General features: G+C 51.9%; 7 protein-coding genes. 4 read left to right on the forward strand and 3 right to left on the reverse strand.

Going from position 1 to position 14,786, the window contains the following annotated elements; translation table 11 throughout:
• Positions 1-260 precede the first annotated feature (260 nt).
• The 4 genes from DWB84_RS08555 (at position 261) to DWB84_RS08570 (ending at position 7,618) form a co-directional block, all read left to right on the forward strand.
• The gene (locus DWB84_RS08555; RefSeq protein WP_187409343.1) at positions 261-2,570 is read left to right on the forward strand and encodes an ATP-binding protein; all 2,310 of its coding nucleotides are present in this window, start codon (positions 261-263) and stop codon (positions 2,568-2,570) included.
• 59 nt (positions 2,571-2,629) lie between these two features.
• A complete protein-coding gene (locus DWB84_RS08560) occupies positions 2,630-3,040 on the forward strand; it encodes a response regulator (protein ID WP_187409344.1) in 411 nt (136 codons plus the stop codon).
• 172 nt (positions 3,041-3,212) lie between these two features.
• On the forward strand, positions 3,213-7,229 hold the full coding sequence (locus DWB84_RS08565) for a chemotaxis protein CheB (protein WP_187409345.1): 4,017 nt from the start codon (positions 3,213-3,215) through the stop codon (positions 7,227-7,229).
• Positions 7,226-7,618 carry a response regulator gene (locus DWB84_RS08570; RefSeq protein WP_187409346.1) on the forward strand — a complete coding sequence of 131 codons (393 nt, stop codon included), beginning with the start codon at positions 7,226-7,228 and terminating at the stop codon, positions 7,616-7,618. The genes DWB84_RS08565 and DWB84_RS08570 overlap by 4 nt, the downstream gene beginning before the upstream one ends.
• Here the strand turns inward: DWB84_RS08570 and recQ are convergent.
• The 3 genes from recQ to DWB84_RS08585 form a co-directional block, all read right to left on the reverse strand.
• Positions 7,603-9,780 (reverse strand): DNA helicase RecQ, encoded by a 2,178-nt coding sequence (gene recQ / locus DWB84_RS08575; RefSeq protein ID WP_187409347.1) that lies wholly within the window; start codon positions 9,778-9,780, stop codon positions 7,603-7,605. The genes DWB84_RS08570 and recQ overlap by 16 nt on opposite strands.
• A gap of 106 nt (positions 9,781-9,886) precedes the next feature.
• Positions 9,887-11,428, reverse strand: a complete 1,542-nt coding sequence (locus DWB84_RS08580; RefSeq protein ID WP_187409348.1) for a DUF3300 domain-containing protein — start codon at positions 11,426-11,428, stop codon at positions 9,887-9,889.
• A gap of 249 nt (positions 11,429-11,677) precedes the next feature.
• A complete protein-coding gene (locus DWB84_RS08585; RefSeq protein ID WP_187409349.1) occupies positions 11,678-14,731 on the reverse strand; it encodes an FAD-binding and (Fe-S)-binding domain-containing protein in 3,054 nt (1,017 codons plus the stop codon).
• Positions 14,732-14,786 lie beyond the last annotated feature (55 nt).

The following is a 14,786-nucleotide window of genomic DNA, read 5'->3' on the forward strand; positions in this document are numbered from 1 at the left end:
TGGATCAAACATGATCCCTATATAGTCGAGTTATTTTCTCTTCTTCTCTTTCTCTCTATTTATCCCGTCATTTTTAGTTCAGGCTATCGCCTGCTGCGTCGTCATTATTCCCACAGCATATTTTGTGATGAATCGCACATTTTAAGCGGGTGAGGTACGTAGCGCGCTTCACCGCGCAGATCGCCAGACCAATTAATGGCGCCATGTAAGCTAACGGAGCCCACCTGACGAGGCATCTAGGTTCTTTAACTGGAGGATTCATGTCCCAAGCCATTACTGCCCAGGCTGAGATCAACATCGACGGCTGCGCGCGCGAGCCTATCCATATTCCAGGCAGCATTCAGCCGCACGGCTACCTGGTAGGAGTGGAGGAGGCGGGGCTGACCATCAGTCAGCTGAGTGCCAACTGCGCGGAATTATTCAAAGCTGCCGTGCAGGATCTATTGGGGCGTTCCCTTTTTGACTTTCTTGCGCCAGCCTCGCGTGAACTGCTGCAAAAAGCGGTTGGCGCAGCCAATCTACAGCGGGTCAATCCGCTCAAACTGAATTTTGCCCACCAAGAGCAAACTGTTTGGGAAGTCGTGGTGCAGCGTTCCCAGGGGCTCCTTCTACTCGAATTCGAACCTTCACGCGGTGGGCGGAATCCGGCCTTTCTCAGCATTTATCAACAAATTCACGCAGCGATTGAAGAAATTGGCGCGGCCAAAGATTTGGCCGAACTCTATCGTGTAACCGTGGAGTGGGTGCGTGAGATCAGCGGCTATCAGCGCGTAATGATTTATGAATTCGATGCGGAGTGGAACGGTAGAGTCGTTGCGGAAGTCTGCGCACCGCATCAGGAACCGTTTCTCGGCTTGCACTATCCCGCGTCGGATATTCCGGCGCAGGCGCGCAGGCTGTACAGCGTCAATTGGCTGCGCTCGATTCCCAATGTGCACTATGAGCCTTCGCCGATTGTGCCGGGGCGGGTGCAGAACAATGGTTCAGATGCGTCTTTGGACCTCAGTACCTGCAGTTTACGCAGTGTCTCACCGGTGCATATTCAATATCTCAAAAATATGGGAGTGGGGGCGTCTACCAGTATTTCGGTCATCAAAGACGGTATTTTGTGGGGATTGATCGCGCTGCATCACGACCAACCTGCCTATTTGTCGTATGAAGTTCGCCAGGGTTTGGAATTTATCGGGCGCATTTTTTCCATTCAGCACGCCGCTAAGCAAAAATTGGAAAATGTCGATTACAAAAAACAGCTGCGAGCGCAGGAAGCCGAATTGCTGACGAAAATGAAAGCGGAATCCACTTTTCTGCACGGATTGTTGCGCGGCGAGCCCAATTTTTTAAGTCTCGCGCAGGGTTGCTGCGGTGGAGCCATTTTGCGCAGGGGAAAATGGTTTTTACTCGGTGTTACACCGCCTGCGGAATTCTTAACGAAGCTGGTCGATTGGCTGCGCATCAATACCGGTGAAAAACCGCTGTTTCATACAACCTCTCTGGCTAAGCGTTTGCCTGAGGCTGAGTCTTTTAGTAACTGCGCCAGCGGTATCGTGAGTATTTCCATTCCGGAAATTGAGCCCTGTTATGTGTTGTGGTTTAAGTCCGAGGTTATTCAAACCGTGAATTGGGGCGGAAATCCAAATAAGGCAGTGCAGATGGGTGAGGGTGGTGCGTCGTTAAGTCCCCGTCATTCCTTCGAGCTTTGGCAGGAGACCGTGCGCTTGACATCGCTACCCTGGCAGCCGGAGGAAATTGAAGCCATTGAGGAATTGCGCCGTTCGATTATTGAAGTCGATTTGGAAAACCAAGTTCGCGCAGCAATGGATAGCAATGCCGAATTGGAACAATTCGCCTCGGTGATTGCGCACGATTTAAAGGAACCGCTGCGCGGAATCCATTTTTTTAGCGATTTTTTGCTGGAAGATCTGCAAGGGAGTTTGGATGAAGGTTCGCAAAATTACCTTGAGGAAATTCGTCGCTTATCCGGTAAAGCAAAAGTATTAATCGCCGATCTTTACGAGTATGCAAAAGTTGGCCGCATTGATATGTCGTTCGGTGAGGTGGATTTGAATTACGTGGTGCAGGATGTTGCGCTGCGTTTATCGAGTTATTTCAAGGAGAAAAACGCCCACCTGCATATCTCATCGCCTCTGCCAAGGGTGTATTGCGACAAAGTCCGCGTGGGGGAGCTTTTTGCCAATTTGTTCACCAACTCAGCAAAATATAACCAGCAAACCGAGAAAGTGATCGAAGTGGGTGTAAACCTTGCTAGCACCGACAAGGTTGATGTGAATGGAGTGGATCAGGTTCCTATCTTTTACGTCAGGGATAATGGCATCGGCATCGCCCCGGAAAATCGCCAGCGCGTTTTTGAAATGTTTCAGCGCTTGCACACCGAACACGAGTATGAAGGCGGCACAGGCGTGGGCTTGGCCATTGTCAAGCGGATAGTCGACCGGCACGGTGGGCAGATCTGGATAGAATCCACTCCAGGCCAGGGTTCGACTTTTTACTTCACTTTACGTCCGGCCAAGAAGCCAAAATGGCAGCCCGCTCTTGAACAGACAGTGCAATGAATGAGATGTATACGGCGATTCAAAGACGAGACCAAGCAATCCAAGAGGAGCTGAGCCAGGTGGCTATCAAACAAGACCGCTACGACGAGCAAGAGAAGCCGCGCATCATCCTGATCATTGATGACAGTGCTGCAGATCGGAAAATTTATCGACGCTTTTTGACCAATCAAGATCGCATAGCCGTTGAAATACTGGAGGCGTCGTCCGCTCACGCCGGTTTGGAAATCTGCGCATCGGCAAAGCCGGATTGCGTCATTCTGGATTTTCGCCTACCTGATCGCGATGGCTTGTCCCTGCTGGATGATTTGCAAACGATTCATCCAGTGCCCGTGATTTTTATCACCGGTCAACCAGAGGCGCTACTGGTAAGCGAAGCATTTCGTCGCGGCGTGGTGAAATACATTTCCAAGGATACAGTGACGTCCTCGTCCATTCAGGAAGCTGTATATGACGCACTGGACCTGATTTAGTTGTTGCCGGTCATGCAGGAAATGTCATAGAGGAGCGGGAAATGTCACAAACGATCAGTAATTAGTCATGGCGGGAAGTAAAAATAACACAGGAAACTGGCGGACCAAGCCAGAATAACTGAGAAAATCAGGGATAACACAAAAGAGCCGGAATTGCCAAAGAAGACGCTGTATGAATGAGAGCCTACAAAACAAGAATTCACTGAACAACAAAAAAAGCGCAGAAGTGCGTTTTATTGTCGGAATTGGCTCGTCCGCTGGTGGCTTGGAAGCATTGCGTACTTTATTTGGTTGTTTGGGGCAAAACGTTCCTATGGCCTTTGTGGTGGTCCAGCACCTTGCGCCAAGCCATAAAAGCCGTTTGGTGGAAATTTTGGCGCAATCCACTCATTTGAAAGTCAAGGAAGTGGAAGATGGTGAGCGACCGGAAACCAGCGTTATCTACATTACCCCGCCCAATGCCGACGTTTATTTCGAAAACGGCCACCTGCGTTTGATGGAGCCGCATCTAAAAATCGGTCCCAAACCTTCTGTAGATTTTTTCTTTCGTTCACTGGCGGATAATTTTGGCTCGTCTGCGATTGGGATTGTTTTATCCGGCACAGGTTCCGATGGCGCTCACGGTGTGCGCGCGATAAAAGCGGCAGGCGGCTTCACTATTTCACAAAAAGCCAGCACCGCCAAATACGACGGTATGCCGCGTGCGGCCAAGCACACAGGTGCGGTGGATTTGGAGCTGAGCCCGGAAGAAATCGCGCAGGAGCTTTCGCGCTTCGGAAAAATTCCCCGACGTGTACAGCGGGAAAAATCCGAACCTGCAGATGACGACCATTTTGATCGCATTTTTGCCATTCTGGAACGAGAAAAAGGCGCGTGCTTTGCCAACTATAAACCTTCTACTATTCGACGCAGAGTCGAGCGCAGAATCATCGCTACACGTTGCGCATCTATCAAGGAATACGCCGAATATCTGCAGAATAACCCTGCCGAATCCAGCAATTTATTCCAGGATATTTTGATATCGGTGACGGCATTTTTTCGCGATCCGGAAGCTTATGAAGCTTTGGAAAAGCATGTCAGCGAAAAAATACAAGCCAAACAAAACGGCGATAGCTTCCGCTGCTGGATCATAGGCTGTGCCACTGGCGAAGAACCCTATTCAATTACCATTATGATCTGTGAGTTGGTCGAGCGCTTCGGCAAGAAGCTCAGTTTGCAAGTGTTCGCCACAGACTTGGATGAAACCGCATTGGAAGTCGCGCGGCGCGGTTCTTATTCGCGCGCCAGCTTTGATAAATTTCCGCCTGAGTTGCGAGAAAAATATTTTGTGACCTATGAAGATCAATTGCAGGTGCGGCCGTTTCTGCGGGATTTGATCATATTTTCTCGTCACAACGTTATCGAAGATCCGCCGTTTTTGAATACGGATTTGGTTTCCTGTCGCAATGTATTGATTTATTTCAACCAAAGTCTGCAGGAGCGGGTATTCAAAACCATTTGTTATTCATTGGGTAAAGGCGGAATTCTATTTCTTGGCCGTTCCGAAGCGGTTTCCGGACACGCGTCCCATTTATTCCAGGTGCAGGACAAAGAAGCGCGCATTTTCTATTCGATGAAAGAGCGCAGTGGCACCATTCTCCCGGTGCTGAAAGCGGGATATTCCGATATGCCGAATCCGGGCGAAAAAAAACACGCGGAGCGCGAAGAATCCGAAGCCGAATTATTTCAAGCCATGATCGCGGGCTTTGCCCCGGATTCGGTGATCATCGACGAAACTTCGAGGGTCAAACACACCTTTGGCAAGGCAAGCGAATATTTGAGTTTTCCAGCAGGTGAGGTCACTGTCGATGTGTCGCGTTTATTGCCGGATGAGATGGGAAAAGAATTGCCATCACTTCTCTATCGCGTCAGTAAAAGTCTCGGTTCGGCACAAGGGAAACAGCACGAAATCAAGCAAAACGGCCAGCTATACCTGGTGCAAATGACCGTTGCGCCTTTGAAATTAAAAGGCGAAAGCAAGCAGTATTTGCTGGCTTTTGCAAAATCTCCAAAACTGCCCGAGCCAGCGCCTGCTTATACCTCCAATGGCAAGCCCGCTGAAGAGCGAACCCGCGAGCTGGAAAAGGAGCTGATATCGGTCAAAGAGCAATTGCAGTCGATTATGGAGGAATATCAGGCGAGCAACGAAGAACTGCAGTCGCTCAACGAGGAATTACGGTCCGCTAACGAGGAATTGCAGTCCTCCAACGAAGAACTGGAGACAACCAACGAAGAACTGCAATCCTCCAACGAAGAATTGACCACGCTCAATCAGGAATTGAATGTAAAATCTGCTGAGCTGCAGGTTCTCTACAACCGGCACCAAGCCATTCAAAATGCGATCGCTTATCCGCTGTTGATTATCGATGAAAAATTAAACCTGTTGGATTTCAATCCATCGGCACGTCATTTGCTGCGTATCTCTGAGTCAGATATTGGCACACAGCTGCGATCCATTCCCACGCCGCTGGATTTCACCGACATCATCAATGCGGTGGGCAAGGCGCTGCGCGAGCAGAAAAACAGCCGCTTTCAATATCAGACGAAAGATCGATCGTTTGAAATTCAGGTTCAGGTTTTTTTTGGAGAAAAAAATACAGTGGCTGGGTCTGTGGTGAGCTTTATCGACAACACCGAAATATCCATGGCGCTGGACGAAGCCCGGGTGATAAAGAGCCGTTTGGCGAGCATTATCGACAATACCCCGGCCATGATCACCATGAAAGATCTGTCCGGCGTTTATATCCTTGCGAATAATCGCTTCTGCGAAGTGATGGGCAAAAAGCCCGAGGATGTGATCGGTAGCACTGATGAAGAATTATTTGACCACGTCATTGCCAAACAGATCCGCGACACGGATTTTGAGGTATTGAAACAGGATGAAGGACTGCAAATGGAGGAGTCATTCTTTATTGGCGGTCAAACCCATGTTTGGACGTCCTCCAAATTTACGTTGTTCAACGCGAGAAGCCGGCCTTATGCCGTGTGTACGATTTCGCTGGATATTACCGAGCGGGCAATTCGCGAGCGGCAACTGGAGCTGTTTCGTCATATCATTTCGTCAGCGAATAGTGGTGCCGTGATTCTGGAAGACAGCGGTAATGGTCTTGCAGTTTCGTTTTGCTCGGAGCAGCTTTGTAAACTGCTCGGCGTCAATTCGTCTGATTTGCTTGGTATCAATCTGGAAGATTTTCTCCACAGTATTCATATGCAAGGCAAACCTCGCTCGGTTAGCGAGCTAGCCAAGGCGATCGAAGAAAGCCGCGAAGCGTCATTTACATTTACTGCACTTATGCCACGCGGTGAAGAGCTCACCTTCGAGTTGCGCTCCGCCAAAATCGATTCGTTTGATGACATCAAATCGCACATCATTCTCTCGATATTTGATGTGACTGAACGTCTGAAAGATCAACAGATTATTCTGTCGCAGCAGGAAGAATTGTCCCGCTATGCGCGGTTTTCTGCACTCGGAGAAATCGCCGCAGGTATATCGCATGAAATTAATACACCGCTCAACGTGATTACCGCCAATACGGATATTCTGCAGCGCGCGGTTAAGATGAACAAATTGAATGATCATCTGGTAATTCAGTCGGCGCAGGATATCGAAACTATGGCGAAGGGAATCTCCAATATCGTGCGCGGCTTGAAGTCGGTGGCGGGAATTGATCCGGGCACTTTCGAATATGCATCCATGCAGAAATTGATTTCGGATGCATTAAAAATTTGCCAGCTGCGCATACAGCGTTCGGATGTGGATTTGCAAGTGGAAATGCCCAATGGTGACCTGATGGTGCGCTGTTATGCCATTCAGATTATGCAGGTCATTATCAACTTGGTGAACAACGCTTTGGAAGCGATTGCCGGCACTGAAAATCCATGGATCAAAATTGTACTGAAAGAACAGGACGAAAAAGTGTGTGTCACAGTGACCGACAGCGGGAATGGTATTGATGCCAGTCTCACCGAAAAAATTATGACGCCATTCTTCAGTACCAAAAAAATGCAAAACGGAACAGGTATGGGGCTGTCCTTGTCGCGTGCGATTGCACGTCGGCACAACGGCGACTTGGTGGTTGACCCAAGTGCTCCCAACACCACATTTCGTTTGGAAATTACCAAGGACCAATCGCGAAGTATGGCTGTATGAGTGCATATGAGAAATCTCCGCCTTCCATTATTCTCGTCGAGGATGATCATTCCCTTGCGCGAGTATGGAAGACATTATTTGAAATGCTCGATTATAAAATTTCGTGCTTTCACACTGGCTTGGACCTTTTGCGCCACGCGCACGAAATCGGCAATTACGATATTGTGATCACCGATTATTATTTGCCGGATATTAACGGTGTTGAGCTGATCAAGGAGATTCGTGAACATGCACCCAGCATTCCGGCAATAGTACTGACTGGGTCGCACGAAGAATTTATCAAAGACGCGGTAAAGAAGGTGTCTGGCTGCCATATTCTGTACAAACCGCTGAATATGGCGGATATTGAAGAGAAATTAGCGGAAATTTTTTCTCACACGTCGGAGTAATCCTCTGGTGCCGCTATTTCCCGCACCAAGGCTGCATGGACGCATTTCAAAATATCGTAGCTGTAAGCTCCGCCCAATTCCTCGTAAATCGGTTTTAGCCGTATGGGCTCCTCGGAATGGGCGAGCATCACATCCATAATCTGATCCAATTCCTCCTGCTCCAACGGAATCACATCTTCCAATTGCACATGACCTTGCTCAATCAGTGATGCAGCATGGGAGTAAACCGTACCTTGAGTCAGTCCGCGCAACTGCGCTACATCTTCCAAAGTTTTTCCTTGGCGCAACAGAATCAGTGTCTCAGTTTCCGTTGGTTGTTTTTGAGTTTTGGATTCTATTTCTGGTGCGGCGGCTATGTGCGCGAGAATAACCTCCAAAAATGCCTGGCCGTAGCGCGCCAATTTACTTTGCCCAACGCCGGAAACCTGGCTCATAGAGCCGAGATCCTGCGGCTGTAGACGAACCAGTTCCATCAGGGTCGCATCGTGGAAGATAACGTACGGTGGCACACCCTGTTCCTGAGCGAGTTGTTTGCGCAGCTCGCGCAGACTGTCCCAAAGTATTTTGTCAGGAGAAGCGAGATTACTCGCCGAAGATTTTTCGCTTTTATTTTTCGCTTTTTCTGCTGTCGCACTTTTGCGCTCTCGGCGCAACTCAATGGTTTCTTCGCCGCGCAGTAGTGGCCGGCATTTTTCCGTCAACATAACGCCGCCGTATCCTTCCATGTCCACTTGCAAATATCCGCGCGCCGCCAGCTGGCGAAATACCGAACGCCATTGTGCCGCGTCCAATTCATTCCCTATGCCGAAAGTGGACAGTTTTTGATGCTGAAATTGCTCGACCTTGGGTGTCAGTTTACCGAGCAGAATATCCACTAAGTGATTGACGCCGAATTTTTGCCCGCTGCGATAACAGCAGCTCAGCGCTTTTTGCGCGACCACAGTGGCATCAAAGGTTTCCACGGGTTGCAGGCAGGTATCGCAATTACCGCAAGGAGTGTGGTGAGTTTCACCAAAATAGGCGAGCAGTGTCTGGCGGCGGCACGAGGTAATTTCACACAGGCCGAGCATGGCTTCCAAACGTTGACGCTCAATGCGTTTGTGCTCGTCGGAACCTTGGGACTGCGCCATCATTTGGCGCAGCTTCAACACGTCCTGTACACCGTACACCATCCAGGCAGTCGCCGGCGCACCGTCGCGGCCCGCGCGCCCGGTTTCCTGGTAATAGGATTCGATACTTTTGGGCAGATCCAAATGCGCGACAAAGCGCACATCCGGTTTATCTATGCCCATACCAAAGGCGATGGTCGCCACCATGATCAAACCGTCTTCGCGCAAAAAACGGGTTTGATTTTCCTGTCGTTCGGCATTGGATAAACCGGCGTGATAGGGCAGGGCATTAAATCCCTGCTGATTTAACCAGAGGGCAACCTCTTCGACTTTTTTGCGTGACAAACAATAAATAATGCCCGCGTCTCCCGCGTGTTCGCTGCGCAAAAAACGCAATAATTGTTGCCGGCTGTCCTGTTTGGGCTCTATGCGATATTGAATATTCGGGCGATCAAAACTCGCGACAAATTGTTCGGCATTTTCCAATTGCAGCCTGCGCACGATTTCGTTGCGCGTGCGCGAATCCGCTGTGGCGGTTAATGCAATGCGCGGCACATCCGGAAATTGTTCGTGCAATAAACTGAGTTGCAAATAATCTGCGCGAAAATCGTGACCCCATTGGGATACGCAGTGCGCTTCATCAATGGCGAACAAGGAGATGGGAATCGTGTGCAGCGTCTCCAGCATGCGCGGCTGGATCAGTCGCTCGGGGGCTATATACAGCAATTTAATTTTGCCCAGGCGCAAACGCTGTTCCGTTGCCCACTGCTCTGCGGAGGTCATGCTGGAATTGAGATATGCCGCGGCAACGCCCAATTGTGCCAGAGCGTCCACTTGGTCCTGCATGAGTGCGATCAAGGGGGAAATCACCACGCCGACGCCGTCACGCGCGAGGGCGGGAATTTGGTAACACAGAGATTTACCGCCGCCGGTCGGCATCAAGACCAGCGCGTCGCGCCCGTCACAAAGCGCGCGCACAATCGCCTCTTGCTGACCGCGAAACGCGGAGTAGCCGAAGGTGTTTTGCAGAATATGGAGGGGAGCGTCAGACATGGCGGGGGAGTTTACCGGCTCGGTTGAGCCAATGCATCCGTTATTGATCGGCTAAAAAACAAACCCCAGCTGAACTGGGGTTTGTTTAGCTTCTTGCGCAGACTGATCAGTGCCGCTCAGGCCTTGCCTCATGCGAACGGGAGCCACCTGCCGGCGGCTGCCTGTGATTGCTGTGCATATCCCGGCGCTGCTCGAACGATTGCCGCGGTACTTCCTGGCGCTGTGGACGCGGCGACTCAGCACGGGGAACGCTTTGGTAATCCCGGCGGGTTTGGGTTTCCCGCGCCGGCGCTGAAGATTCCCGTCTCTGGCTCGTGTCTTGACGACGTTCTACTGTGAAGGTCGAGCGTTCACGCTGCGGTGCCTGAGTCTCAGTACGCTGTGGCGCTGGGGCTTGAGCTGGGGCTTGAGTAGTATCACGTCGTTCAGTCGTTGCGTGCTTCTCGCGAGTTTCCCGCGGAATATTCGGCGTGCGCTGAGCGCCCTCACCGTCACCGCGATTGCGCCATTGGCCGGGGTTATGTTGGCCTCTGTCGCCACCTTGGTTGGCGCTTCTCTGCTCAGAACCGCGATTTCCCAGGCGCTCCCGCACCTCTTCGGCACGATTGGGTCGATCGCGATTGGGCAAACCCTCGCGGCGGTGATCCACGGTTACCTTTTCCCGATTGTTTCTCTGCTCGGTCAGGTGTTCACGTCGTTGGTCGCGGTCTCTTTCGCGGGCAAGGGGGGCTCGATCATCACGACGTACTTCACGCGGAGGCTCCGCCCGTCGGGGAGGCAGCGTACGATGCTCATTGTGAAGATTGCGTCCATGCAGATTTGCATAGCGGACTCGCACAGGTTCGCTGCGGTAAACCACATTGCGGCGATGGACCGGGTCGTGGTGCCAATGGCGCGCATCGTGGTAGTGAGCGATTTTGCGCGCACTGTAGAAATGCGGGTGATGGTGGTGTCGATCAATCACCACAATTCGCCGTTGTGGCCAGTGAAATGCGCTGAAGAAAAATCCATGACCAAGCGATATTCTCGGCCCCCAATAAAAGCCGCTGACATACACATAAGAGGCCGGGTGGCTCCAATACACCGGAGGGTAATCCCACCACCAATTGCCGTATACCACACGGGTGTCGTAGTAGGGGATGTAAACGACCCGCTCCGACGCAGGTTCGAGGATGATGATTTGATTCTCTCTATGCACTTTTACGTGCTTCATCTTGCGCAGGTGGCCCGACGCGTAGGCTTTTTCACGCAGATTTTGAATCGCATCCATCACCCGGCCTTCATCTGCCAAAAATGCCTCGCCTAAATCCTGCGTCCACTCAATATCCTCGCTCATGCGCTGCAGAATATCGGGAAACGCCGTCAGGGCGGCGACGCTCGGGTCCCAGCCCTTCTCATAAGCCGCATTGACCGCATCTTCCCCCTTGAGGTGAGGGTTTTTGCGAATCCAACGCTCGGCTTCGACGACTTCGAGAGGGTAGGTGGAGGCGATCAAAATATGGGAGAGAACTGTATCTGGATAAAGGGCGATAGGGGCAAGCGTTCGGTCGATTTCCGCCCGGGTGAAAACTCGGTCGGTATCGGCCTGTACGCTAGTGCCTATGACAAAAAGCCATGCGCCCAGTAACAAGGATATGAGGGCTTTCATAATCGCCGCTCCTTTGATGGTTGAAAGAATCCCGACAAATCCTGCCAAATTTCTGTCGGCTGAATCGTTTATAGGGATCCGTGCCTTAATTGGAGCTGAATTCTCAGCGGTGCATATTGGACTGTGGATATGCAATGGAGTTTGCCAGCGATTGGATATGGTTGCAGGACGAAAGGCTGCGGGGCGGGAGATCAGGCCCGCTGTAGCGGGCCTAGTTTATTGAATTAGAAGGCTTTTGCCGTTTGTCGGCTAGGCTTTTAGTTGCTGCAGGAGCAATTGCGCCGGATGCGGTAATTTGATGAACGCCTCACGTTTTACCTGCGATCGGCAGGAATATCCTGTAGCCGCCAGTCGGCCCTGATTGTCTTTCGCCATAACCGCGCCGCGCCAGCTCTGCTCGAAGATGCGGCTGGAGGTTTCCCGGTTGGTCGACTCATGTCCATAAGTGCCGGACATACCGCAGCAACCCACGGGAATCACATCGAGTTTTTGTCCCAGAGTGGTAAACACTTTCTGCCACGCGCTGATGGACGGCGCTGCATTGGTTTTTTCCGTACAGTGGGGCAACAGGCGGAATTCGCCGTCGGGTTTGAACAGGGATTTCTGCTGCACCAGCTGATCTTTGTGCTCCAGTAGCCATTCCTGTAGCAAATTCACTTTGGGCGTCGCATCTTTGCCGAGCGCATAGACGTATTCGCTACGGAAGGTGAGCGTCATGGCCGGATCTATACCAACCAGACTGACATTTTCCGCCGCCAGCGCCTGCAAAAATTCCGCTTGGCGTTTGGCCACTTTGCTAAAGCGCTGCAGAAAACCGTGTACGTGCAGCGGTTTGCCATTGGCTTTAAAAGGCGCAACCAGTGGATAAAAACCTAATTTGCGCAGCAGCAGGGCGATATCCAGAACCAGCGGCGCTTCGAAATAACTGGTAAACGCGTCTTGTACGATCACCACACTTTTCGCTTTTTGCGAAGCGCTTAATTTTTTCAACGCAGCCGGTGTCGCAAAGGGAATCTGGTTTTCTTTCAGCAATTTCACCAGCGTGCGTTCGGACAGGCGCGGTGGATCTTCAAAGCCAACGCCTTTGGACAATACCCAGCGACTGAATTTATTTTGCGTAACGCCGTTGTACAGCGGAGGAAATACCGCCGCGAGCGGCAACACAAATTCCAATGCGCCCACCAAATAATCTTTTAACGGGCGCATATAGCGCGTGTAATAAAGCGCGAGGAATTTGCTGCGGAAGGTCGGCACATCCACTTTGATCGGACACTGACCGGTACAGGATTTACAGGCCAAACAGCCTGCCATCGCTGTATAAACCTCGTGAGAAAAATCGTATTCGCCGCGTTTTTTCGCGCGCGTATTTTTGATTTTCTCCGGCAGAGCTTTCAGCCCGTGGAAAAATCCGGTCGGTTGCGCAAGCGCAGCAACCGGATCAAAACCGCGATCATTGAGTTGCTTGAGCCATTCGCGAACCAACGAGGCGCGCCCTTTGGGCGAATGAATGCGCTCGCGCGTCGCCTTCCACGATGGACACATTGGGTCCTGAAAACTCCAGTTGTAACAGAGGCCGTTGCCGTTGCAGTGCACAGCCTCCTGAAACCCGTTCCAGGTTTGCACGGCGATGGTTCGGTCGAATTGTCCGCGGGTCGGTACACCGTCGACTTTCAGCAATTCCGCTTGCGTCGATGGTGTGGCAATTTTGCCGGGGTTTAACTGGTTGTAGGGATCGAAGGCAGCTTTGATGCGTTGCAATTGCGGATAGAGTTCGCCAAAAAATTTCGGCGCATATTCTGAACGTACACCTTTGCCGTGTTCACCCCACAGCAGGCCGTGGTATTTGTGGGTCAATTCAGCCACTTGGTCGGAGATCACGCGCACCAGTTTTTCCTGTTGCGGATCTTTCATATCTATGGCCGGGCGCACGTGTAAAACACCGGCGTCCACGTGGCCGAACATGCCGTATTGCAGACCGTGACTGTCCAGCAGCTCGCGCAATTCCACAATGTAATCGGCGAGGTTTTCCGGCGGCACCGCCGTGTCTTCGATAAACGGAATCGGGCGCGCTTCACCCTGGCTGTTGCCGAGCAAACCCACCGCTTTTTTGCGCATATTCCATAAACGGTTTACTGCTGATGCGCCCCAGGCGAGGCTGTGGCCCAGGCAGGCGGCGTTGGCTTCGCTGCCGCTCAAAATACTGGTCAAGCGCTCGACGCCCGCGCGCAAGGTCGCCTCGTCATCCGCCGTGTATTCCACCAGGTTGATGCCCTGGATTTTGGAACTGTCGGCGGGGAAAAATTCGGCCACTTCGTGCCAGACGATATCGCCTTTGGCGAGGTTGAGAACTTTTGAGTCCACCGTTTCGATACTGGTGGGCTGCGCCTGCATCAATCGTTTGGCATCGCGCAGGGCGCTGTTGAAGTTGTCGTACTGCACCACCACCAGCGCGGCGAATTTGGGAATCGGCACCAGATTGAGTTTGATTTCGGTAATAAACCCGAGCGTGCCTTCACTGCCGCACAGAATATTGTTCAGGTTGAAACGGCCTTTTTCATCGCGGATATGCGCGAGGTCGTAACCGGTCAGGCAGCGGTTGAGCTTGGGAAATTTTGCATCGATCAACGCGTGATGTTCTTTCTGCAGATTGTTGATCATGCGGTGAATCAGGCCGACCCGATCCTGCTGGTCGCACAGCGCTTCCAATTCATCTTCCTTCAGCGCGTGGGAGCGCAGCACAGAGCCGTCCAGCAAAACAGTGGTCAGCTCCAATACGTGATCACGGGTTTTACCGTACAGGCAGGAACCTTGGCCGGAGGCGTCAGTATTGACCATGCCGCCGATGGTCGCGCGGTTGCTGGTGGACAGTTCAGGGGCGAAGAACAGGCCGAAAGGTTTGAGGGCCGCGTTGAGTTGATCCTTGACCACTCCCGCTTCCACTCGCACCCAGCGCTCAGACTGGTTGATCTCCAGGATGCGGTTCATATGGCGGGACACATCCACCACCAAACCGTCGGTCAGCGACTGGCCGTTGGTCCCTGTACCGCCGCCGCGCGGTGACAGCACGATTTCGCGGAAGGGCTTTTCCTGGCTCAGTGACGTCACTATGACCAGATCATTCAGATCGCGCGGATAAACCACGCCTTGCGGCAGCACCTGATAAATCGAGTTATCGGTCGACAACACAGTACGGTTGGCGTAATCCGGGCAGATCTCACCACTAAAGCCTCGCTTGCCCAGCTCCTGCAGGAAGTTCAAGTAGAGAGATTGGACGGGGGAGGTTTGGCTGATCTGTGGAATCATAAGAGGGTCACTGCGTAAATCATCTGGCGGCCGCGCATTCTAGCGCCGCGCCGGA

The sequence above is a fragment of the Saccharophagus sp. K07 genome, assembly GCF_014336955.1.
Lineage (GTDB): Bacteria > Pseudomonadota > Gammaproteobacteria > Pseudomonadales > Cellvibrionaceae > UBA5868.

What these genes read in the sequence shown, in the direction of transcription:
- DWB84_RS08555 (WP_187409343.1), top strand. Translation starts at nt 261, where the DNA reads ATGTCCCAAGCCATTACTGCCCAGGCTGAGATCAACATCGACGGCTGC.
- DWB84_RS08565 (WP_187409345.1), top strand. Translation starts at nt 3,213, where the DNA reads ATGAATGAGAGCCTACAAAACAAGAATTCACTGAACAACAAAAAAAGC.
- DWB84_RS08570 (WP_187409346.1), top strand. Translation starts at nt 7,226, where the DNA reads ATGAGTGCATATGAGAAATCTCCGCCTTCCATTATTCTCGTCGAGGAT.
- recQ (WP_187409347.1), bottom strand. Translation starts at nt 9,780, where the DNA reads ATGTCTGACGCTCCCCTCCATATTCTGCAAAACACCTTCGGCTACTCC.
- DWB84_RS08580 (WP_187409348.1), bottom strand. Translation starts at nt 11,428, where the DNA reads ATGAAAGCCCTCATATCCTTGTTACTGGGCGCATGGCTTTTTGTCATA.
- DWB84_RS08585 (WP_187409349.1), bottom strand. Translation starts at nt 14,731, where the DNA reads ATGATTCCACAGATCAGCCAAACCTCCCCCGTCCAATCTCTCTACTTG.